Annotated in this window: 20 protein-coding genes and 1 tRNA gene; 9 read left to right on the forward strand and 12 right to left on the reverse strand. The window is 69.8% G+C overall.

The window, feature by feature from the left end; translation table 11 throughout:
• Nucleotides 1–64 precede the first annotated feature (64 nt).
• Nucleotides 65–1156 carry an SDR family oxidoreductase gene (locus tag AC4D2E_RS15035; protein WP_490953125.1) on the forward strand — a complete coding sequence of 364 codons (1092 nt, stop codon included), beginning with the start codon at nucleotides 65–67 and terminating at the stop codon, nucleotides 1154–1156.
• Between the two features lie 31 nt (nucleotides 1157–1187).
• On the opposite strand, the gene AC4D2E_RS15040 is transcribed toward AC4D2E_RS15035, so the two are convergent.
• From AC4D2E_RS15040 to AC4D2E_RS15090, 11 genes are all read right to left on the reverse strand, one after another.
• Nucleotides 1188–2171, reverse strand: coding sequence for a hypothetical protein (locus tag AC4D2E_RS15040; RefSeq protein WP_490910178.1), 984 nt, complete (start codon nucleotides 2169–2171; stop codon nucleotides 1188–1190).
• 26 nt (nucleotides 2172–2197) lie between these two features.
• On the reverse strand, nucleotides 2198–2581 hold the full coding sequence (locus AC4D2E_RS15045) for a hypothetical protein (protein WP_104167908.1): 384 nt from the start codon (nucleotides 2579–2581) through the stop codon (nucleotides 2198–2200).
• A gap of 33 nt (nucleotides 2582–2614) precedes the next feature.
• Entirely contained in the window at nucleotides 2615–4276 is a 1662-nt protein-coding gene (locus AC4D2E_RS15050) for a helicase HerA-like domain-containing protein (RefSeq protein WP_490953126.1), read from the reverse strand.
• A gap of 88 nt (nucleotides 4277–4364) precedes the next feature.
• Nucleotides 4365–5726 carry an ABC transporter ATP-binding protein gene (locus AC4D2E_RS15055; RefSeq protein ID WP_490953127.1) on the reverse strand — a complete coding sequence of 454 codons (1362 nt, stop codon included), beginning with the start codon at nucleotides 5724–5726 and terminating at the stop codon, nucleotides 4365–4367.
• Between the two features lie 30 nt (nucleotides 5727–5756).
• Nucleotides 5757–6605, reverse strand: a complete 849-nt coding sequence (locus AC4D2E_RS15060; RefSeq protein ID WP_247827223.1) for a carbohydrate ABC transporter permease — start codon at nucleotides 6603–6605, stop codon at nucleotides 5757–5759.
• Nucleotides 6605–7510, reverse strand: coding sequence for a carbohydrate ABC transporter permease (locus AC4D2E_RS15065; RefSeq protein WP_490910536.1), 906 nt, complete (start codon nucleotides 7508–7510; stop codon nucleotides 6605–6607). Before AC4D2E_RS15065 ends, AC4D2E_RS15060 begins: the two co-directional genes overlap by 1 nt.
• Before the next feature lie 98 nt (nucleotides 7511–7608).
• Nucleotides 7609–8928: an extracellular solute-binding protein gene (locus AC4D2E_RS15070; RefSeq protein ID WP_490953128.1), complete on the reverse strand. Its 1320-nt coding sequence runs from the start codon at nucleotides 8926–8928 to the stop codon at nucleotides 7609–7611.
• A 166-nt stretch (nucleotides 8929–9094) separates the two neighbouring features.
• Complete coding sequence (panD, locus tag AC4D2E_RS15075; protein WP_490910173.1) at nucleotides 9095–9535, reverse strand: aspartate 1-decarboxylase; 441 nt, start codon at nucleotides 9533–9535, stop codon at nucleotides 9095–9097.
• A gap of 99 nt (nucleotides 9536–9634) precedes the next feature.
• Nucleotides 9635–9705 (reverse strand) — tRNA-Gly (locus AC4D2E_RS15080).
• A gap of 26 nt (nucleotides 9706–9731) precedes the next feature.
• A complete protein-coding gene (locus AC4D2E_RS15085; RefSeq protein ID WP_490953129.1) occupies nucleotides 9732–10097 on the reverse strand; it encodes a protealysin inhibitor emfourin in 366 nt (121 codons plus the stop codon).
• On the reverse strand, nucleotides 10094–11155 hold the full coding sequence (locus AC4D2E_RS15090) for a M4 family metallopeptidase (RefSeq protein ID WP_490953130.1): 1062 nt from the start codon (nucleotides 11153–11155) through the stop codon (nucleotides 10094–10096). The genes AC4D2E_RS15085 and AC4D2E_RS15090 overlap by 4 nt, the downstream gene beginning before the upstream one ends.
• A gap of 77 nt (nucleotides 11156–11232) precedes the next feature.
• On the opposite strand from AC4D2E_RS15090, the gene AC4D2E_RS15095 reads away from it, so the two are divergent.
• The gene (locus tag AC4D2E_RS15095; RefSeq protein WP_490953131.1) at nucleotides 11233–12087 is read left to right on the forward strand and encodes a tryptophan 2,3-dioxygenase; all 855 of its coding nucleotides are present in this window, start codon (nucleotides 11233–11235) and stop codon (nucleotides 12085–12087) included.
• 44 nt (nucleotides 12088–12131) lie between these two features.
• Nucleotides 12132–12707 (forward strand): dCTP deaminase, encoded by a 576-nt coding sequence (gene dcd, locus AC4D2E_RS15100; protein ID WP_104167915.1) that lies wholly within the window; start codon nucleotides 12132–12134, stop codon nucleotides 12705–12707.
• Between the two features lie 9 nt (nucleotides 12708–12716).
• On the opposite strand, the gene AC4D2E_RS15105 is transcribed toward dcd, so the two are convergent.
• Nucleotides 12717–14111: an MFS transporter gene (locus AC4D2E_RS15105; protein WP_490953132.1), complete on the reverse strand. Its 1395-nt coding sequence runs from the start codon at nucleotides 14109–14111 to the stop codon at nucleotides 12717–12719.
• A 153-nt stretch (nucleotides 14112–14264) separates the two neighbouring features.
• Here AC4D2E_RS15105 and AC4D2E_RS15110 point away from each other — a divergent pair, with 153 nt between their 5' ends.
• Genes AC4D2E_RS15110 through mnhG form a run of 6 tightly spaced genes read left to right on the forward strand, consistent with a single transcriptional unit; the run spans nucleotide 14265 to nucleotide 20618 of the window.
• Nucleotides 14265–17261 carry a Na+/H+ antiporter subunit A gene (locus AC4D2E_RS15110; RefSeq protein ID WP_490953133.1) on the forward strand — a complete coding sequence of 999 codons (2997 nt, stop codon included), beginning with the start codon at nucleotides 14265–14267 and terminating at the stop codon, nucleotides 17259–17261.
• A complete protein-coding gene (locus AC4D2E_RS15115; RefSeq protein WP_490910168.1) occupies nucleotides 17258–17803 on the forward strand; it encodes a Na(+)/H(+) antiporter subunit C in 546 nt (181 codons plus the stop codon). The genes AC4D2E_RS15110 and AC4D2E_RS15115 overlap by 4 nt, the downstream gene beginning before the upstream one ends.
• Nucleotides 17800–19410 (forward strand): Na+/H+ antiporter subunit D, encoded by a 1611-nt coding sequence (locus AC4D2E_RS15120; RefSeq protein ID WP_104167919.1) that lies wholly within the window; start codon nucleotides 17800–17802, stop codon nucleotides 19408–19410. Before AC4D2E_RS15115 ends, AC4D2E_RS15120 begins: the two co-directional genes overlap by 4 nt.
• Nucleotides 19407–19955 carry a Na+/H+ antiporter subunit E gene (locus tag AC4D2E_RS15125; RefSeq protein WP_490953134.1) on the forward strand — a complete coding sequence of 183 codons (549 nt, stop codon included), beginning with the start codon at nucleotides 19407–19409 and terminating at the stop codon, nucleotides 19953–19955. Before AC4D2E_RS15120 ends, AC4D2E_RS15125 begins: the two co-directional genes overlap by 4 nt.
• The gene (locus tag AC4D2E_RS15130; protein WP_490953135.1) at nucleotides 19952–20209 is read left to right on the forward strand and encodes an MrpF/PhaF family protein; all 258 of its coding nucleotides are present in this window, start codon (nucleotides 19952–19954) and stop codon (nucleotides 20207–20209) included. Before AC4D2E_RS15125 ends, AC4D2E_RS15130 begins: the two co-directional genes overlap by 4 nt.
• A gap of 4 nt (nucleotides 20210–20213) precedes the next feature.
• Nucleotides 20214–20618, forward strand: coding sequence for a monovalent cation/H(+) antiporter subunit G (gene mnhG, locus AC4D2E_RS15135; protein ID WP_490953136.1), 405 nt, complete (start codon nucleotides 20214–20216; stop codon nucleotides 20616–20618).
• The last annotated feature ends 130 nt before the right edge of the window (nucleotides 20619–20748 follow it).

A 20748-nucleotide genomic window follows, 5' to 3' on the forward strand; every position in this document is an offset into this window, starting at 1 on the left:
CAGGAGGTGACCGCCCCCCACTGTGCCGGCACCGCGCCGGCAGCATCATGACGAGGAGCGCACCATGACGAACGACCACCGACCCGCAGGCACCGACTCGGGGACAGCCCTCGTGGTGGGGGCGACCGGCATCGCCGGATCGGCCCTCGTCGAGAGGCTCACCGCCGACGGGTGGCCCGTGCTGGCCCTGTCCCGCCGGCCCGGGGCCGAACGTGAGGGGGTGCGCTGGCTGTCCGCGGACCTGACCTCGGCCGAGGAGCTCGCGGCCGTCCTGGCACCGGAGCACCCGACGCACGTCTTCTTCACCGCCTGGTCCCGCAGGGACACCGAAGAGGAGAACATCGAGGTCAACGCCGCCATGCTGCGCGACCTGCTCGCCGCCCTGCGCGGCAAGGAGGTGGCCCACGTGGCCCTCATGACCGGGCTCAAGCACTACCTCGGGCCGTTCGAGGCCTATGCGGCGGGGGAGATGGCGGATACGCCGTTCCACGAGGAGGAGCCGCGCCTGCCGGTCCGCAACTTCTACTACGCGCAGGAGGACGAGCTGTTCGCCGCGGCGGCGGAGCAGGGCTTCACCTGGTCGGTGCACCGCGCGCACACCGTGATCGGCCACGCCGTCGGCAATGCCATGAACATGGGGCTCACGCTCGCCACGCGGGCGGCACTGTGCAGGGATGCGGGCGAGCCGTTCGTGTTCCCCGGGTCGGAGACGCAGTGGAACGGGCTGACCGACATGACGGACGCCGGCCTGCTCGCCGAACACATGGTGTGGGCGTCGACGACCCCGGCAGCCGCCGACGAGGCGTTCAACATCGTGAACGGCGACGTGTTCCGGTGGCGGTGGATGTGGCCGCAGCTCGCCGCCTGGTTCGGGGTGGACTGGGAGGGTTACGACGGCGTGCCGCGGCCGCTGGAGCAGGCGATGGCCGGGCGGCAGGACCACTGGGCGGACCTCGCAGGGCGCCATGGCCTGGTGGAACCCCGACTGGACCGCATGGCGTCCTGGTGGCACACGGACAGCGACCTCGGGCGGGGCATCGAGGTGGTCACCGACATGGGCAAGAGCCGGGTCGCCGGCTTCACCGGGTACCGGCGGACCCTCGACGCGTTCACGGCCCTGTTCGAGCGCTACCGCGCGGAGAAGCTCATCCCCTGACGCCCTGCCCGGTGCGACGGCGCGGGACGGCCTAGTAGCGGACGACGGGCGTCACGGTGACCTCGTCCTCGGTCACCGTGAGATCGGCCTCGAACTCGAACGGGACGGTCTCGGACACGTCCCGGACCGCTCCGGAGAAGAAGTCGCGCAGCTGCGTGTCGATCCGCGCGGACCCGCGCAGCGGCCCGAGGAGCCACTCCTCGCCGTCCAGGGTGACGCTGACGGCGGGGTACTCCTCGATGGACCAGGCGATGTCCCCGGCCAGGCGCTCGTTCGTCACGTAGTTGAAGGGGCAGTTCGTGGGCTGGAAGACGGTCTGCTCCGCGCACCCGTCGAGGAAGGCCCGCAGGTCCTCGTCGACCGCCCGGGCGAGTTCCGGCGTCGCCTCGGTGGCCAGGGCCAGGGGAGGCGGCGCCTCCCGGCTCGTGACGACGGCGTGCTGCTCGGGGGCGGCGACGTACTGCCCGTCGTACTGCGCGGTGATGGCGGCCGGGTAGAAGGAGGCCAGACCGGCCGTGCCGTCGGGGAGCCCGACGTCCACGCCGTTCACCGCGGCCTCCACGCTGTTCAGGGCCGTGACCTGCACGGTGGGCAGGACGGACTGCTCGAAGCGCCAGACGTTGAAGAAGCCCCATTCGGTGCCGATGCGCTGGAGCGGGAAGACCGTCGTCGTCTCCACGCCGTCGAGGGTGTACGTCACAGGTACCTCGACGCGGTCGTCATCCGTCTCCCGTGCATCGCCGACCTCGACGTCCTCCACGGCCGCACTCGCCCGGCGGAGGGCGTCGCCGTCCAGCAGGGCTGGGTTCGACCCCTCCGGGACCGACGCGTTGAGCAGCCCCAGGGCCGCCCCGCCGTCGCCGTCCCGCAGCGCCTCGAGGTACAGGTCCACCTGGTGTTCAGGGCTGTAGAGCCGTCCGTTCATGAAGGACACCGTGGCGACGAAGGCCGCGCCCAGGAGCATGAGCCCGAGCAGCCACGCTGCGAGGACCTTCATGACCGGGGTGATGTGCACGATCCCACGTTACCGGCTGGCCCGGATCAGCCGGGCAGGAAGCCCAGGACGGTCCCGACGACGGCGCACACGAGCCCGGTGATCGCGATCCGGCGCGAGCCGCGATGGGGCTCCTCGAGCGACCAGTGCGCGGGGTGCCGGGCCTGATAGAAGATGATGACGTCCTTCCCCGGCGGCAGCGGGGGAGGTGCCGGTGTCCGGTCCCGCCGTCGTCGTGAGCCACTGGACCACAGGGCCTCGACGATGCGGAACCGGTGGTCGTGCCAGCGCAGGTAGGGGTGCCCTTCGTGCTCGAACGTGATGGCCTGCGTCCTGCTCCACGAGCCGTCCACGAGCCGCATGACGAGCGCGGCGCTGAGCAGCACGAGCCCCAGCACGGTCAGGGTGGAACTGACGATCTCGATCAGCATGATCGGGGTCCGTCCGGACGGCGGCGCATCGGGTCAGTACCACCGCCGCGTGCGGTGCTTGGTACCGAAGAGCCCGCGCGCCAGTTCCTTGCCGATGACCCCGGCGGCCTTCAGCGCCAGGTCGGTCATCTCGCTCCGGTCGGGGCTGCGGCCACCGGCCGGCCGGCCGGTGCCCTGCGCGTCGCCCGGCACGTCACCCTGCGCACGCCCTCCGCGTGCCTCCCTCGGACGGGACGGGACACCGAGGATGTCCTCCTCGATGCGGCGCGCCTCCGCGTCCCGCTCCTCGCGCGGGGCGCTCGGGGCCTGACGGCCGGGCAGGGGTGCCGCGGTCCCGGATGGGCGGCGCGCGGCCAGTTCCTCGGACGCGGAGTGGCTGTCGACCGCCTCCCGGTAGCGGGGCAGGAGCGGGGAGGCGGCGACGACGGCGGCAACGGTGCCCTCCGGTGCCCGGCCCATCACCGATTCGGGGGAGCGCAGGCGCGTCCAGGCGACAGGGGTCGGGGAGCCCTCCTCGTCCATGACCGTGACGACGGCCTCCCCGATGCCCGCCGAGGTGAGCACCTCCTCGAGGTCGTAGGGACTCACGGGGAACGTCGAGACGGTGGCGCGGAGTGCTTTGGCGTCGTCGGGCGTGAAGGCGCGCTGGGCGTGCTGGATCCGGTTGGCCAGCTGGCCGAGGACGTCCCCCGGGATGTCCTTCGGCGTCTGGGTGACGAAGAAGATGCCCACGCCCTTCGACCGGATGAGCCGCACCGTCGTCTGGATGGCTTCCCGGAAGGCCTTCGACGACCCGGCGAAGAGCAGGTGCGCCTCGTCGAGGAAGAACACGAGGCGGGGCTTGTCGACGTCGCCCACCTCGGGGAGTTCGGCGAACAGGTCCGCGAGCAGCCACATGAGGAAGGTGGAGAAGAGTCGCGGCTGCTGCTGGACGGTGACGAGCTCCAGCGCCGTGATGATGCCCCGGCCGTCCGGAGCGGTCCTGAGGAGATCGGCGGTGTCGAACGCGGGCTCTCCGAAGAAGGACCCCAGGCCCTGGGCCTCGAGGGTGACCAGCTCGCGGAGGATCACGCCGGCCGTCGCCTTCGACAGCCCGCCGAGCGACTCCAGGCCGTCCTTGCCGTCCTCCGAGGTGAGGAAGCCGATGACGGCGCGCAGATCCGCGAGGTCGTACAGTTCCAGGCCGTTCCTGTCGGCGTAGTGGAACACGAGCTGGAGGCTCGATTCCTGCGTCTCGTTCAGGTCCATGACCCGGCCGAGGAGCAGGGGCCCGAAGGCGGAGATGGTGGCCCGGACGGGGACGCCGTCGCCGTCGCCGCCGAGGGACAGGAACTCGACGGGGAAGGCCCTCGGCATCCAGTCCTGGCCCACGCTCGCCGTGCGCTTCGCGAGCCGGTCCGACGCCGTCCCGGGAGCGGACAGGCCGGTGAGGTCCCCCTTGATGTCGGACAGGAAGACGGGGACGCCCTGGGCGGACAGCTGCTCGGCGAGCACCTGCAGGGTCACCGTCTTGCCGGTCCCCGTGGCGCCCGCGATCAGGCCGTGCCGGTTCATCATCGCGAGGGGGAGGCGGACCTGCGCGTCGGTGTGGAGGGTGCCGTCCACGAGGGCGGCGCCGAGGTGCAGCGTGGGCCCCTCGAAGACGTAGCCGGCGCTGATATCGGTGACCTGGGCGGCGCCGTCGTGTTCGACCATAGGGCCAGACTACACAGCAGGACCGGCACCCTTCCGGGCGCCGGTCCTATCAGCAGGTGCGCCTCTCCGGGCGCGGATGCGGGTCCTGTCAGCCTGCGGCGTGCTTGCCGCCGGCCGCCGTCGCTCCACCGGTCCGGCCGGCGTCGACGGTGGTGTTCCCGCCGGTCGCGCCGTTGCCGCTCCCGAAACCACCGGAGTCCGCCCGGCGGTCGGCCTGCTGGGCGGTCGCGATCTCCTCGGCGCGCTCCTCGGCGGCCTCACGCGTCAGCGCGGCGCCGGCCTCGGCATCACGCGTCAGGTTCTCCCCGGACTCGGCATCGAAGAGATGGAGCTTCCGGGTGTCCACCCAGAGCTCCGACTCGCGCCCGCCCCTGATGCGGCTCGAGGCGTCGAGGGTGACGACGACCTGCGGGCGGAGCTCGTCGGCGTCCATGTCCCGCGCGAGACCGTTGAGCAGGTCCCGCATCTCGGGGGCCGGATCGAAGTTGATGTACCCGTACTGCTCGTTGCCGAGCCATTCGGTGTGCGTCAGGGTGGCCGCGAAGGTGGAGCCGTGGGGCCTCTTGCTGTCCTCCACCAGCTTCGCGTCCTCGAAGAACTCGGGCCGGACGCCGACGAGGACCACCTTCTTGCCGGCCGCCTTCTGGGCCTTCTCCTGGGGGATCTCGAGGTCCCCGATGGCGGTCTTGAGGGTGGTGCCCTCCAGGGTCGCCGGCAGGAAGTTCATCGACGGCGAGCCGATGAAGCCGGCGACGAAGAGGTTCCGCGGCTGCTCGTACAGCTCGCGCGGCGAGGCGATCTGCTGCAGCTCGCCCTTCTTCAGGACGGCCACGCGGTCGCCCAGGGTCATCGCCTCGGTCTGGTCGTGGGTGACGTAGACGGAGGTGACGCCGAGGCGCCGCTGCATCTGGGAGATCTCGGACCGCATCTGGCCGCGGAGCTTGGCGTCGAGGTTGGACAGCGGCTCGTCGAAGAGGAACGCGTCCGCCTGCCGCACGATCGCGCGGCCCATCGCGACGCGCTGCCGCTGGCCGCCGGAGAGGTTCGCGGGCTTGCGCTGCAGGTGGTCGGTGAGTTCCAGGGTCGCCGCGGCCTCGGTGACGAGCTTGTCGACCTGCTCCTCCGAGTGCTTGCCCTTGGCCAGGCGCAGGGGGAACGCGATGTTCTCGTACACGGTGAGGTGCGGGTACAGGGCGTAGTTCTGGAACACCATCGCCAGGTTGCGGTCGCGGGGCGCCTTGTCGTTCACGCGCTGCCCGTCGATCAGGAGGTCGCCCTCCGTGATGTCCTCGAGGCCCACGATCATGCGCAGCAGCGTGGACTTCCCACAGCCGGACGGACCCACGAGGATGATGAACTCGCCGTCCGCGATGTCGATGCTGATGTCGTTGACGGCGGGGAACCCGTCGCCGTATTTCTTGACCAGATGGTTGAGGGTGATTGAAGCCATGGTGCGAATCCTTTACTTGAACCGCGGGCGTTAGCCCTTGACGGCGCCCGAGGTCAGGCCTGAGACGATCTGGCGTTGGAACAGCAGGACCAGCAGGACGACCGGGATCGTGACGATGATCGCGGCCGCCGAGATGGCTCCCGTGGGTGACTCGAACTGCGAGGCTCCGGTGAAGAAGGCGAGCGCCGCCGGAACCGTGCGAGCCGCTTCGGTGGAGGTGAGCGAGATGCCGTACACGAAGTCGTTCCACGCGATGAAGAACGCGATGATCGCCGTCGTGAAGACACCCGGGGCGGCCAGCGGCACGATCGCCTTGCGGAACGCCTGCCAGGTCGTCGCCCCGTCCACCTGGGCCGCCTGCTCCAGCTCCCACGGGATCTGCCGGAAGAACGCGGCGAGGGTCCAGATGGAGATGGGGAGGGTGAGCGAGAGGTACGGGATGATCAGGCCGAGCCAGGTGTCGTAGAGACCGATGGTGCGCCACAGGTTGAACAGCGGCGTCACGATCGAGATCACCGGGAAGATCGAGACGGCCAGCGCCGTCGTCAGGATGACCTTCTTCCCGGGGAAGTCCAGGCGGGCGATCGCGTAGGCGCACAGCGTCGCCAGGACGACGGCGATGAACGTCGCGATCAGGGCGATGCCGACCGAGTTGCGCAGCGCCGAGAGGAACAGGCCCTGGGCGTCACCGACGAGGATCTGCTCGTAGTTGCTCGTCGTCGCCGTGCCCGACGACGGGAGGAACTTACCGCTCGTCAGATCACTGGGCGTCTTGAAGGACGTGGCGAGGATCGAGAAGACGGGGAAGAGCGCGTACACGAGGACGAGGACCGAGACGATCGCCCACAGGACTTTTCCCTTGGTGCTGGTGTTCGTCATTACTTTCCTCCCTGCGATCCGGCGAGATCGACCTTGAACAGCTTGATCGCCACGAAGCAGATCAGCAGGACGCACACGAACAGGAGCACGGACACGGCGGAGCCCAGCCCGATCTCGAGCCTGCTGATCGATTGCCGGTAGGCGAGCAGCGACAGCACTTCCGTGCCGTAGGCGCCGTTGGTCATGATGAACACGTTGTCGAAGATGCGGAAGGCATCCAGGGCCCGGAAGAGCACCGCGACCATGATCGCGGCCTTCATGTTGGGGATGATGACCTTGCGCATCTGCTCCCACCAGGTGGCGCCGTCGACCTTCGCCGCCTCGGTGAGCTCGTCCGGAACCTGGGCGAGGCCGGCGAGGAGCAGCAGCGAGATGAACGGCGTGGTCTTCCAGATCTCGGACGCCATGATGACGAACAGGGCCGTACCGCCCTGGGCGAACCAGTTGAGGTTCTCGTCGATACCGGGCACCCAGCTGAACCAGTTGTTCACGTAGCCGGAGTTGATGTCGAACGCGTAGAACCAGGCGAACGCCGACACGACGGTGATGATGCCGTACGGCACGAGGATCGCCGTGCGAAGCGGTCCGCGGATGGACTTCAGGGCCTTGTGCATCACGAGTGCGAGCGCGAAGCCGAGCACGAGTTCGACGACCACGGTGACCACGGTGATGAACACGGTGGTCCGGAGTGCGATCCACCAGACCGGGTCCGTGAGGATCACGGCGTAGTTCTCGACGCCGATGAACGCCCGCTCGTCCGGTGCCGTGAGACGGAACTGGAAGAGGGAGTCGTAGACCGCTTGAAGGATCGGGTACAGCGTGACGGCCAGCATCACGAGGAACGCCGGCCCGGCAAGTATCCAGCCGAGTCGCCGTTCCGCCCGCGCCCGGTCGCTGTACTGCATTCGCGGCTTCTTGCCGTTGCGGTTGCCGCTACCGACGTCCAGCCGCGGGCCGGGCTCTGTGGACGACGCCGTCGCTGTCTTCGCTGGAATGGCGGAGGTCACAGGAGTTGCTCCCCTCTGAGGACCGAGATGATGAAGTCGCTCGACGTCTCCGGAGTGGTCTCGGGATCGACGCCTGCGGGCGGCGCCCAGGTCTGCTGGATGCCGGTGGAGACCTCGTTGTAGAACGGGGTCTGCGGACGGGGCGCCGCTGCGCGCAGGGAGTCCCTGATGGTCTCCGACATCGGGAAGGACTCCGCGATGCGCGGATCCTCGTAGGCCTCCGTGTTCGCCGGCGGGTTGCCGTTGGTCACGAAGTACTCGGCCTGGTTCTCGACCGAGACGATGCATTCGATGGCCTCGAAGGCCAGCTCGGGGTTGTCGCTCTTCGCTCCGACGCCGAGGTTGATGCCGCCGAGCGGGGGTGCGGCCTCCTCGTCCTCCGTCATGCGCGGGTAGATGCCCCACGCGATGTCGTCGAGGACCGCCTGGTCCAGCGTGCCGGCCTCGACCGCGGCGACCGTGGCGGGCCAGACGAAGGGCCAATTGACCATGAAGGAGCCCGAATCACCCTGGAAACCGATGAGGGAGGCGTTCTCGTCCGCCGTGGGAAGGCCGGGACCGCCCAGGCCGTCCTCGCCGATGGTGGAGATCACGTCGGCCGCTGCGACGCCTGCGTCGGTGTCCAGCCCCAGTTCGATGGTCTGCGCCGTGGCCTCCGGGTCGACGAGGATCGATCCGCCGGCGGATTCGATGAGCGCGTTGACCCACACCGTCATGGATTCCCCCTGCTGGCCCTGCACTCCGAGGGTCTTGTCCTGGCTCCGGGCGGCCTCCATGACCTGCTCCCAGGTGACGGGTCCGCTCATGTCGAGGCCCGCGGCCTCGGCGACCGACTTCCGGTACCACAGGATCTGCGTGTTGGCCCAGAAGGGCACCGTGACGAGCTCGTCCTTCCAGGTCGCCCCGGCGATGGCACCCTCCACGACGTTGTCCGTGGTGGCCTCGGCGACGTCGTCGGGCACCGGCGCGAGGAATCCCGGTTCGGCCAGTTCGGGAACGAACGGTGGATCGAGGCTCATGATGTCCAGCGACGTGTCTCCCGCAGCGAGGCGGCGGGCGAGCTGTTCGCGCTGCGACGCGGCATCGTTCGGGAGGAGCGAGGTCTCGATGCGGTAGCGGCCCTCGGACTCGTCGCTGCATTTCTCGGCGATGGCGGCCTGACCGCCGGCATCGGGGTTGATGTACCAGGTCAGGCTGTTGTCGGCCTCCGCGGGGCCGCACCCGCTCATGACCATCGTTCCGATCACCAGGCCCGCCAGGACGGCGGCCCTCGGTCGGCTCTTCACGGCATTGCGCGTTCTTCGACTAGTCGGCATTCGTACCGAGCCTCCACATCCTCGTAGACAACCCGGCTGACGGTTCAAGCGAATCGACAGCCTAAGCAAGCTTGCTTTTCGACCCTATGCCCTGCGGGCGGGATGCGCTAGGCAGCCTGCTTGGTGTTACAGGTCCGTGTCCGCGGCGGCGCCCCGGGAGAGCCGCTCAGCTGGAGACGGGGGAGACGGTGGTGTTGTCCAGGGCGAACGGGGGCCGCTCGAGACCCTCGGTGACGGCCTCGGCCGGATCGGACCCCAGGTCGACGATGCGGTTGTCCGCATCCACATGGACGATGGTGGGGGTGAACGCGCGGGCTTCCTCGGTGGTCATCTGCGCGTAGGCGATCAGGATGACCAGATCGCCGCGCTGCACGAGGTGCGCCGCGGCGCCGTTGATGCCGACCACCCCGGATCCCCGAGCGCCCGCGATGGTGTAGGTCTCGAGACGGGCGCCGTTCGTGATGTCGACGATCGACACGAGTTCACCGGGCAGGATGTCCGCGGCTTCGAGCAGGTCGAGATCCACGGTGACCGAACCGACGTAGTGCAGATCGGCATGCGTGACCGTGGCGCGGTGGATCTTGGACGCGAACATTGTGCGATTCATCGCCTCAAGGATACTGCCGATCCGGCCGGGCACGAGCAGGCCACCGGGTGTCCTTGGGCACACCCTGTGGGCCTCGGAGGCCCCACCGGGGGAGAACGGAGCGGGCGACGGGAATCGAACCCGCGTATCGAGCTTGGGAAGCTAGCGCTCTACCATTGAGCTACGCCCGCACGGCAGTTGAAACCGCTCCATCACCTTACAACAGTTCTTCCGGCTTGCCGTGCTCGGCCCCGCCGGGGCCGTCGGGGACCGGTGGGCCTCCCTCGTCCCGGCCCGGTGCGGGCGGGGTCCGCGCAGCCGCGCGGGCCCGGTCGATCAGTTCACGCCACGGCTCCGCCAGCCGGCTCTCGGGCACCGACACCTCGGTGTAGCCGACCGTGATGCGGTAGGTGAAACGGTCCCGTGCGGCGTCCGGCTGCCGCACGCCCTCCCCGGGTGATGCTTCCGCTTCCGCCTCGGCGAGCGGGAGCCAGCGCTGCTCGGCCTCCGCCCGGCTGACCTCCAGGCTCCACGTCCGCGTGAGCCCGCCGACGCCTCCCGAGCGGGTGATCCGGATCCTCACGGCAGGACGCCCACCGCGGACCACGCGTCGGCGACAGCACCGGCCTCGTGGCCGGCGGCCCCGAACCGCGCGCTCGCGGCGTCCGTCGTGGCGGCCGCGAACGTCCGGAAATCGCAGTCCGGCGGGATGTGCCCGCCGAGGACGGCGTCGTACCAGATCCGCCCGGCGCCCTCCCAGGCCGGGCCGCCCACGGCGGTGGCGGCGAGGTAGAAGGCATGATTGGGGATCCCGGAGTTGATGTGCACCCCGCCGTTGTCCGACGCCGTCTCGACGTAGTCCGCCATCGTCGCGGGCTGGGGGTCCTCACCCAGCACGTCGTCGTCGTACGCCGTTCCCGGCGCCCTGAGCGACCGCAGGGCGACGCCCTGCACCTCCGCGGTGAAGAGGCCGGCGCCCACGAGCCAGGACGCCGAGGCCGCATCCTGGCCGAGCGTCCGCTGTTCCACGAGCACCCCGAAGACGTCCGAGAGTGATTCGTTCAGCGCGCCGGACTGGCCCTGGTACTCGAGGTTCGTGGAGTACTGGGTGAACCCGTGGGCGAGCTCATGGCTGATGACCGTGAGGGACGCCGTGAAGCGGCCGAAGATCTCGCCGTCGCCGTCACCGAAGACCATGCGCTCGCCGTCCCAGAAGGCGTTGTCGTACCCGGTCCCGTAATGCACCGTGGCATCGAGGGCCATACCGGCGCCGTCGATCGAGGAGCGCCCGTACACCTCGCTGAACAGCCGGTAGGTGGACCCCAGTCCGTCGTAGGCCTCGTCGGCGGCGGGATCGCCCGTCGCCGGGGCTCCCTCGCCCCGGACGAGGGAGCCGGGGAGCTCCTCCCGGCCGCCGGCGTCACGGATGCGGCGTATCAGCGTCCCGACGACGGCGGGCCGGCGGCGCACCGGCGCCCGCAGTGCCTCGGCGCGGGCGTGCCTCAGCGGATCCAGTTCCTGCAGGGCGTGGCGTGCTGCCTCGGCCGCGACGGCATGCCGTGCGTCCCGCAGGGCGGCGAGGCGCGTGAGAAGGTGCGGTGGGACGATGCTGCAGGGGATGCGCTGCAGGCTTCTCGGCATGGAGCCTCCTTCGACTGGTCCCCAAAGTAGACCGGGGGGCCGACATTCCGCACCGCGCGGCACGTAGGCTGGGCCGCATGAGCGTGGAGCGGAACACCCGGGACCTGGAGCAGGGCATCGAGCGGGACTTCTCGGACAAGATGAGCTACGGCTCGTACCTCGAGCTGGACCGGCTGCTCGATGCGCAGCACCCGGTCAGCTCGCCGGAGCACCACGACGAGATGCTGTTCATCATCCAGCACCAGACCTCCGAGCTGTGGCTGAAGCTCGTGCTCCACGAACTGCGCGCCGTCCGCCTGCACCTGCGGGCCGACGACCTGCGGGCCGCGATGAAGGGCATCGCCCGCATCAAGCACATCCAGCGGTCGCTGACCGAGCAGTGGTCCGTCCTGGCGACCCTCACGCCGTCCGAGTACGCCGAGTTCCGCGGCGACCTGGGGTCCTCGAGCGGGTTCCAGTCCTACCAGTACCGCGCCGTCGAGTTCCTGCTCGGCAACAAGAACGCCGCGATGATCGGGGTGTTCGACGCCGATCCGGTGGCGCGTGCCCTGCTCTCGGAACTCCTGGTAACGAGCAGCGTGTACGACGAGTTCATCGCCCTCCTGGCCCGGCGGGGCTACGCCGTCCCGGCGGACCTGCTCGCCCGCGACGTCAGTCTCGCCCACGAGTTCACGCCCGCGCTCGTCGCGGTCTACAAGCAGGTCTACGAGGATGCCGCGGGCCACTGGGACGTCTACGAGGCGTGCGAGGAACTCGTCGACCTCGAGGACAACTTCCAGCTGTGGCGCTTCCGGCACCTCAAGACCGTCGCGCGGACCATCGGGTTCAAGGCGGGGACGGGTGGCTCCTCGCGTGTCGGCTTCCTGCAGCGCGCGCTCGAACTCACGTTCTTCCCCGAACTCTTCGCCGTCCGAACGGAGATCGGACGCTGATCCGCAGCGGAGGACGACGCACGCCGGACTGGTAACTTTGGACGGTGCTGATCTCCGACCGCGACATCCGAGCAGAACTGGCAGCCCAGCGGATCGTCCTCGAACCGCTCGATCCCGCGATGGTGCAGCCCTCCAGCGTGGACGTCCGCATCGACCGCTACTTCCGGCTCTTCGACAACCACAAGTACGCGCACATCGACCCCGCCGAGGACCAGCCGGAGCTCACGCGGCTGGTCGAGGTGGCCCCCGACGAACCGTTCATCCTGCACCCGGGCGAATTCGTCCTCGGCTCCACCTACGAGACGGTCACGCTGCCCGACGACATCGCCGCACGCCTGGAGGGCAAGTCCTCGCTCGGCCGTCTCGGGCTGCTCACCCACTCCACCGCCGGGTTCATCGACCCCGGCTTCTCCGGCCACGTGACCCTCGAGCTGTCCAACATGGCCACCCTGCCGATCAAGCTGTGGCCGGGCTCCAAGATCGGCCAGCTGTGCTTCTTCAGGCTCACGTCCCCCGCCGAGCACCCCTACGGCTCGGGCGAGTACGGGAACCGCTACCAGGGCCAGCGGGGCCCGACGGCGTCGCGCAGCCACCTGAACTTCCACCGGACCCGCATCTGACCCGGAGGCTCAGGTCTCCGGCACGACGGCGCGCGTCACCTGCGCCGGGGGCCTGACGGGGAGCAGGAGCAGGAGCCCCGCGAGGAGGACCACGAGGATCCCGACCACGCCGTAGAGCTGTGAACCGAAGATCCCGATGCACAGCGCGAACAGCGCCGGTGCCAGAAAGCTGACGGCCCGGCCCGTCGTCGCATAGAGGCCGAACAGCTCCCCTTCGTCGCCGACGGGGGCGAGGCGCGCGAGATAGCCGCGGGAGGACGACTGCGCCGGGCCGACGAAGAGCGTCAGCAGCAGGCCGAAGACCCAGAACGTGGTGTCCGCGGTCCACTCCATGCCGAAGAAGGAATACGATCCGGTGCCGAGCACGAGGATCGCCGTCCCCGCCACCAGCAGACCGATCAGGGCGCCGACGATGACCCGCTTGGGCCCGACGCGGTCGTCGAGGATCCCGCCGACGACCGCCCCGATCGCGGCGATCACGTTCGCTGCGATGGCGAAGACGATCACCATGCTCGTCGAGAAGCCGAAGGTCCCCGCCGCCAGGATGCCGCCGAAGGTGAAGACCGCCGCGAGCCCGTCCCGGAAGACGGCGCTGGCCAGCAGGAAGAAGATGGTGTGCGGGCTCTGGCGGTAGATGGCCTTCACGCGGCGCACCAGCAGACCGTAGGAGGCGAAGAATGCCACCTGGGCCGCCGCGGCCTTCCGGGGGACCTCCGGCACAGCGAACATCACGGGCAGGGCGAATGCCGCGAACCACAGCGCCGAGAAGACGGCGACGAGGCGGATGTTCAGTCCGTCCTCGCCGGAGGCCCCCGGCCAGTCGACGACGGGCTCGATGAAGACCACGAGGACCACCACGAGCGCGACGATGCCGCCCACGTAGCCCATGGCCCAGCCGAACCCGCTGACGCGCCCGATCGTCGCCGGCGTGGAGACCTGCGTCAGCATTGCGTTGTAGTTGACACCCGCGAACTCGAAGAAGATGTTCGCCGCGGCGATGAGGGCGACGCCGAGGACGAGCATTTCCGGGCTGGGGAAGACGAAGTAGCACAGGGCCGTCAGGACGGCGACGATCGCGCTGTTCACCCCGAGCCAGAGCTTCCGGCGACCACCGCTGTCGGAGCGCTGCCCGATGACGGGGGCGAGCAGGGCGATGAGCAGGCCCGCCGCCGCCAGACCCCACCCGAGCACCTGCGACGCGCGCGCCTCCCCGCCGAACGCGTCCGACGTGAGATACACCGTGAACACGAAAGTGGTCATCACGGCGTTGAAGGCGGCCGACCCCCAGTCCCACGACGCCCACGCCACGACGGGCCGGCTGAAGATGTGGCCGGAGCCGCGGGCGGGGGCGGGAGCGGCAGCAGGGGCCTCCGCCGGGAGCGGAAGCGGCTCATGGGTACTCATACGGGAAATGCTAACGCCGTATGATCCCCGTCACGCCGAGGCGCTCTGGCCCTGCGGGGGACGGCGCAAGCCGAGTAATACGGGAATGGTGCAGCATTTCCCCCGATAGACTGCTGGGAACCCGACCTGCCCCCAGCGGAAGATCGAGACCCCATGCTCACCGTGCTGATCGCGATGTTCGCGCTGGCACTCGTGGCGCCCCTGATCTTCTCCCGGTTCGGACGATCGGCCTTCTTCGTCCTCGCGGCTGCGCCCGCCGCCGGTTTCGCCTGGCTCCTGACCGAGCTCCCGCAGGTCCTGGCCTCCGACCAGGAAGCGCCCAACGGCACTCCCGGTGCGCCGCCGTCGCTCACCATCCCCTGGATCCCCAGCCTCCAGATCGAGCTGTCCTTCCGCCTCGATGCCCTCGCGGCGGTCCTGTGCATCCTGATCCTGGGCGTCGGGGCCCTCGTCCTGTTCTACTGCGCGCGCTACTTCAAGAACGACGATCCGGACGTCGGCGCGTTCGGCGCCCAGCTCCTCGCCTTCGCCGCGGCGATGTTCGGGCTGGTCACCGCCGATGACCTGATCCTCATGTTCATCTTCTGGGAACTGACCACCATCCTGTCCTACCTGCTCATCGGGTACTCACGGCAGCGGCTCTCCGCCCGGCGCTCCGCCCTGCAGGCGCTGATCGTGACGACGTTCGGCGGCCTGGCGATGCTGGTGGGCCTGGTCGTCCTGGGACAGGAGGCCGGGACGTACCGCATCTCGGAGATCCTGGCCGATGCCGGGACCCTCGCGGCCGGCGGCCTGCTCATCGACGTGGCGGTCGGCCTCGTGCTGGTCGGTGCCATCACGAAGTCGGCGCTCGTCCCCTTCCACTTCTGGCTGCCCGGGGCCATGGCCGCACCCACGCCCGTCAGCGCCTACCTGCACGCGGCGGCCATGGTCAAGGCCGGCGTGTTCCTCGTGGCGCGCTTCGCGCCCGGGTTCGCCGAGACCGCCTTCTGGTACCCCGTCATCTTCGGGCTCGGGATCGCCACCATGCTGCTCGGGGGCTGGCGGGCACTGCGGCAGTTCGACCTCAAGCTCGTGCTGGCCTACGGGACGGTGAGCCAGCTCGGCTTCCTGACCATGGTGGTCGGCCTCGGAGGGCGCGACGGCGCCGTCGCCGGCCTCGCGCTGCTCCTGGCGCACGGGTTCTTCAAGGCCACGCTCTTCCTGGTGGTCGGCATCATCGACCACCAGTCCGGCACGCGGGACCTGCGGGTCCTGTCCGGGGTGGGCGCCACCTCGCCGGCCCTGTTCGCCGTCGCCCTCGTTGCCGCCGGATCGATGGCCGGGGTGCCGCCGCTGCTGGGCTTCGTGGCCAAGGAGTCGGTCCTGGAGGCGTTCGTCCACCGGGCCGGGGACGGGACCGCCGGCATCCTCCTGCTCGGCGGCATCGTCCTCGGGTCCATCCTCACCTTCGCCTACAGCGCGCGCTTCGTGTGGGGCGCCTTCGCGCTGAAGCACGGCCAGCCGCGGACCCCGTTCAAGCGGGTCCGCACGTCCTTCCTGCTGGCGCCCGCCGTGCTCGCCGTCGCCTCCGTGCTGTTCGGGCTCTGGCCCGCGCCGCTCGACGCCGTCATCCAGCCGTATGCCACCCTGTTCCCGGCCGGCGGCGAGGCCCCCTATCTGGCCCTGTGGCACGGCTTCAACCTGCCCCTGCTGCTCTCGGCCGTCACGATCGCGGCTGGCACCGCGCTGTACCTGCTGCGCGCGCCGTTCGAACGGCTGCAGGGGCGTCTCCCGGAGGTCAGGGAGGCCGAGGTGGTCTACCGCGGGCTGATCGGTGTCCTCGACGACGTCGCCGTGTGGATCACGGGGCGCACGCAGCGCGGCTCGCTGTCCTTCTACCTCTTCGTCATCCTGACGACCGCCGTCGTCACCCCGCTCGCCGCCCTCATCCTGTTCGACGCCCCGCTGCCCTCGGACGTCAGGATCGCGGAGTCGCCGGCGCAGGTCGTCGTGGCGGCGGTCATCATCGTGGGCATCATCGCCGCGCTCCGGTCCACGAAGCGGTTCATGGCCGTCCTGATGGTCGGGATCACCGGGTACGGCATGGCGGCGATCTTCGCGCTGCACGGCGCTCCCGATCTCGCCCTCACCCAGATGCTCGTCGAGACGATCGTGCTCGTCGCCTTCGTCCTCGCCCTGCGCTCCCTGCCGGCCCGGCTCTGGAACCGCGCCGGGAGCCGGCACCGCGTGCTGCGGGCCGGGCTCGGTCTGGCCTTCGGCGGCATCATGGCCGTGATCGCGATGTCCGCCATGGCGTCGCGCAACGCGGCGCCCATCTCCCTCGCCTACCCGGAGATGGCCTACGACGACGGCGGTGGCGCCAACGCGGTCAACGTCCTGCTCGTCGACATCCGCGCGTGGGACACCTTCGGCGAGATCACCGTCCTCGCGATCGCCGCGACCGGGATCGCGAGCCTCATCTTCGTCCGCGGGCGCGGCGACACCCGGCGCAGGGCCCACGACGTCGAGGACGGCTCGGTGGACCGGCGCCAGGAACCGCTGGACGCGGGCGGCCGGGCCGGCGCCGCCCGGGAGCTCGCGGCGCGGTTCACCGACGTCGCCCGCGACCCCTGGCTCGTGGCGGGCCGCACCCTCGCGCCCGAGCGCCGGTCCATCATCTTCGAGGTCATCACCCGGCTGCTCTTCCACACCATCATCGTGCTGTCCGTCTACCTGCTCCTCGCCGGCCACAACCTCCCGGGCGGTGGCTTCGCCGGCGGGCTCACCGCAGGGCTCGCCCTCGCCATCCGCTACCTGGCGGGCGGCCGGTTCGAGCTGGCCGAAGCCAGCCCGATCAGCGCCGGTGCGCTGCTGGGGATCGGGCTCGCGATCGTCTCCCTCACGGCGGCCGCGCCCCTGCTGGTCGGCGGCGCGGTGCTGGAGAGCTACATCCTCGAGTTCTGGCTGCCGGTCTTCGGTGACGTGAAGTTCGTGACGTCCACCATCTTCGACATCGGGGTCTACATCATCGTCGTCGGTCTGGTCCTGGACGTCCTGCGCAGCCTCGGCTCGGAGATCGACGAGCGCAGCGAGGCGGAGGAACCCGTCCGGGAGGCCTCCGGGTCCGATGCGCCCGTCCCGCCCGCCGTCGAAGGAGTCCAGCCGTGACCGTCAACCTCACGCTGATCGTGCTCATGGCGGCGTTCTTCGCCGCCGGGATCTACCTGCTGCTCGAACGCAGCCTGACCCGCGTGCTGCTCGGCCTGATCCTCCTCGGCAACGGTGCGAACATCCTGATGCTCGCCATGAGCGGGGGCGGCGGGACGTCGCCGCTCTACGTCGCGGGGACCCCCGCGGAGGACTACACGGACAGTCTGCCGCAGGCCCTGATCCTGACGGCGATCGTCATCACGTTCGCGGTCACCGCCTTCATGCTCGGCATCATCTACCGTTCGTGGGTCCTCGGCCGCGAGGACGACGTCCAGGACGATCCCGAGGATCGCCGCGTCGCGGACCAGAGCAGCTACGACTGGGAGGACGACGCCGACGTCGTCGCGGAGACCTCGGAGTTCTTCGACGACGACGATGCGGACCCCACCGTCCGTCGCGGCTCCACCGCCCGCGACGGCGCGGCGACGCTCGACGTGGGCGCCGCTCGGGGCGAGCATGATCCCGCGCCCCGGACGCGCCGACCGGGGGATCCCCGGTGATCGCCGCCGATCTGGCCCCCCTCGCGATCGTCCTGCCGTTCCTCGGAGCGGCGGTCACCTTCCTGCTCATCCGCCACTCCCGGGCGCAGCGCGCCGTCAGCATCTCGACCCTCACCGTGACCCTGATCATCGAGGTGCTGATGCTGCTCGCCGCCCCCTCCACGGGGACCCACGCAGTGAGGCTCGGCGGGTGGGAGCCGCCGTTCGGCATCGTGCTCGTGGTGGACCAGTTCTCCGCCCTGATGCTCGTGGTGTCCTCCGCCATCAGCCTCGCGGTGCTGATCTACGCAGCAGGCCAGGGCATGGCCGACGGCGACGAGGACGGGCCGGTCTCGATCTTCCACCCCACCTACCTGATCCTCGTGGCCGGGGTGTCCAACGCCTTCCTGACGGGCGATCTCTTCAACCTGTACGTCGGCTTCGAGATCCTGCTGACCGCGAGCTACGTCCTCATGACCCTGGGCGGCACCGCGCCGCGCATCCGGGCCGGGGTGACCTACGTCGTCGTCAGCGTGGTGTCCTCCATGCTGTTCCTGATCAGTATCGCGATGATCTACGGGGCGACCGGAACGGTCAACATGGCGGATCTCGCGGTGAAGCTGGAGACGGTGGACCCGGCGACGCAGCTGGTGCTCCACCTCATGCTGCTCGTCGCCTTCGGCATCAAGGCTGCGGTCTTCCCGCTCTCCTTCTGGCTGCCGGACTCGTATCCGACCGCGCCCGCCCCGGTGACCGCCGTGTTCGCCGGCCTGCTGACCAAGGTGGGCGTCTACGCGATGGTCCGGGTCGAGACGCTCCTCTTCCCCGGGGACCGCATCAATTCGCTCCTGATGATCGTCGCGCTGCTCACGATGGTGGTGGGCATCCTCGGGGCGCTCGCCCAGTCCGACATCAAGCGGCTCCTGTCCTTCACCCTCGTCAGCCATATCGGCTACATGGTCTTCGGGCTGGCGATCTCCTCACGGATCGGCCTCGGGGCCGCGGTCTACTACGTGGCCCACCACATCACCGTGCAGACGAGCCTCTTCCTCGTCACCGGACTGATCGAGCGTCGGGGCGGGACGGCGAACGTCGACCGCCTCGGGGGACTGGCGAAGCTCTCACCCCTCCTCGGCATCCTGTTCTTCCTGCCGGCCATGAACCTCGCCGGCATCCCTCCGTTCTCGGGCTTCCTCGGCAAGCTCGGGCTCATCCAGGCCGGCGTGGAGCTCGGGACACCGCTCGCCTACGCGCTGGTCGCCGGGGGAGTGCTGACGAGCCTGCTGACCCTCCTGGTCATGGCCCGGGTCTGGAACCGGGCGTTCTGGCGCAGCCCGGACGACGCCGAGGACCCGGATCCCATCCTGCTCGCGAGCAAGGCCGACGGCTCCAGCGTGGGCACCTCACGCCATGTCACGGGCGAGGACACCGGTCGCTTCGCGGGCAAGGATCCCGTGACGCTCCTGCCGCGCACCATGACGGGCCCGACGATCGGCCTCGTCGCCCTCGGGCTCGGCCTGATGGTCCTCGCCGGGCCGCTCTTCGCCCTGAGCGACGACGCCGCCCAGGAGATGCTCGACCGGACCCCCTACATCGAGGCCGTCCTCGGGCCGGGGGCGGACGGATGAGCCGCCAGCGCATCCCCCTCATCACGGAGCTGCCGCTCGTCATCTGGCTCGTCCTCGTCTGGGGGGCGCTGTGGCAGGACTTCAGCCCGGGCAACCTCGTGTTCGGGGCGATCATCGCGTACGCCGTCGTGAACTTCTTCTACCTGCCGCCGGTCGAGCTGACGGGTCGGTTCAACGTGCTGTGGGTCGTCCCGTTCCTCGGACGGTTCCTGTACCGGCTGGTGGTGGCGAGTGCCGAGGTGTTCTGGCTGGCCGTCACGCGGGGGCCTTCCCTCAGGAGTGCCGTGGTGGCCGTGCAGCTCCGCAGCCGCTCGGACTTCCTCGTCACGGCCACGGGCCACGCGATCTCACTGATCCCCGGGTCCCTCGTCCTGGAGGTCGACCGCTCCACCTCGACCCTCTACCTCCACTGCCTCCACATCCGGTCCGACGAGGACGCCGAGGCCATCCGCCGGGACGTCCGGGCCACGGAGGTCTGGCTCATCCGGCTCATGGGGAGCCGGACGGACCTCGACGCCCTCACAGCAGAGGAGGCACGCCGATGACGACCGTCGTCTATGTCGCCGGTGGAATACTAACGATCGCCGTCCTGCTGGCCCTGTACCGGGCCGTCCGCGGGCCGTCGATCCTCGACCGCGTCCTCGCGCTCGACGTCGTCCTGGCGGTCGTGGGCGCGGGCCTGGTCCTGAACATGGTGGTGGGCGGCCACCTCGACAACCTCGTGCTGCTCGTCACCATCTCGCTCATCGGGTTCATCGGCTCCGTCACCGTCGCCCGCTTCGTCACCGACAGGAAGTGACGCCATGGTCAACGATGTGATCGTGTCGGTCCTCCTGATCGGCGGGGCGCTCATGTCCCTGGCAGCGGGGATCGGCCTCGTGCGCTTCCCGGATCTGCTCTCCCGCATGCACGCCGCGACCAAGCCGCAGGTCCTCGGACTGCTGCTGTTCCTCCTCGCCCTCGCCGTCGAGTTCGAGAGCTGGCCGCTCGTGCCGGTGCTGGTGCTGTGCTGGATCTTCCAGCTGCTCACCAGCCCCGTGTCGGCGCACATGGTGGGCCGGGCCGGCTACCGCACGCGGCACCTGCGGCGGGACCTGCTCACCCTCGACGAGCTCGACGACGTCGTGGCGCGAGCCGCCGAGGGTGACCCCGCGGGACCGGACCGCACCGAGGCCACACGCCGGGAGGCCGGGGGCGGCACGGCCTGACCGGCCAGGCCGGGGTCATACTCGGGTGAATTCCCTCCAGGCTGATGCTGTCCGCGCCGTGGAGGAATACCATGGACGCCCCGCGTCCCTGCGCCCGATCCGGTAGCGCATCGACGTGTCGCCGAACCCT

This window comes from Arthrobacter sp. TJ-265, from assembly GCF_058269135.1.

Coding starts and splice junctions, on each gene's coding strand:
- AC4D2E_RS15035 (WP_490953125.1), top strand. CDS start 65: ATGACGAACGACCACCGACCCGCAGGCACCGACTCGGGGACAGCCCTC.
- AC4D2E_RS15045 (WP_104167908.1), bottom strand. CDS start 2,581: ATGCTGATCGAGATCGTCAGTTCCACCCTGACCGTGCTGGGGCTCGTG.
- AC4D2E_RS15050 (WP_490953126.1), bottom strand. CDS start 4,276: ATGGTCGAACACGACGGCGCCGCCCAGGTCACCGATATCAGCGCCGGC.
- AC4D2E_RS15055 (WP_490953127.1), bottom strand. CDS start 5,726: ATGGCTTCAATCACCCTCAACCATCTGGTCAAGAAATACGGCGACGGG.
- AC4D2E_RS15060 (WP_247827223.1), bottom strand. CDS start 6,605: ATGACGAACACCAGCACCAAGGGAAAAGTCCTGTGGGCGATCGTCTCG.
- AC4D2E_RS15065 (WP_490910536.1), bottom strand. CDS start 7,510: ATGCAGTACAGCGACCGGGCGCGGGCGGAACGGCGACTCGGCTGGATA.
- AC4D2E_RS15070 (WP_490953128.1), bottom strand. CDS start 8,928: ATGCCGACTAGTCGAAGAACGCGCAATGCCGTGAAGAGCCGACCGAGG.
- panD (WP_490910173.1), bottom strand. CDS start 9,535: ATGAATCGCACAATGTTCGCGTCCAAGATCCACCGCGCCACGGTCACG.
- AC4D2E_RS15090 (WP_490953130.1), bottom strand. CDS start 11,155: ATGCCGAGAAGCCTGCAGCGCATCCCCTGCAGCATCGTCCCACCGCAC.
- AC4D2E_RS15095 (WP_490953131.1), top strand. CDS start 11,233: ATGAGCGTGGAGCGGAACACCCGGGACCTGGAGCAGGGCATCGAGCGG.
- AC4D2E_RS15105 (WP_490953132.1), bottom strand. CDS start 14,111: ATGAGTACCCATGAGCCGCTTCCGCTCCCGGCGGAGGCCCCTGCTGCC.
- AC4D2E_RS15110 (WP_490953133.1), top strand. CDS start 14,265: ATGCTCACCGTGCTGATCGCGATGTTCGCGCTGGCACTCGTGGCGCCC.
- AC4D2E_RS15125 (WP_490953134.1), top strand. CDS start 19,407: ATGAGCCGCCAGCGCATCCCCCTCATCACGGAGCTGCCGCTCGTCATC.
- AC4D2E_RS15130 (WP_490953135.1), top strand. CDS start 19,952: ATGACGACCGTCGTCTATGTCGCCGGTGGAATACTAACGATCGCCGTC.
- mnhG (WP_490953136.1), top strand. CDS start 20,214: ATGGTCAACGATGTGATCGTGTCGGTCCTCCTGATCGGCGGGGCGCTC.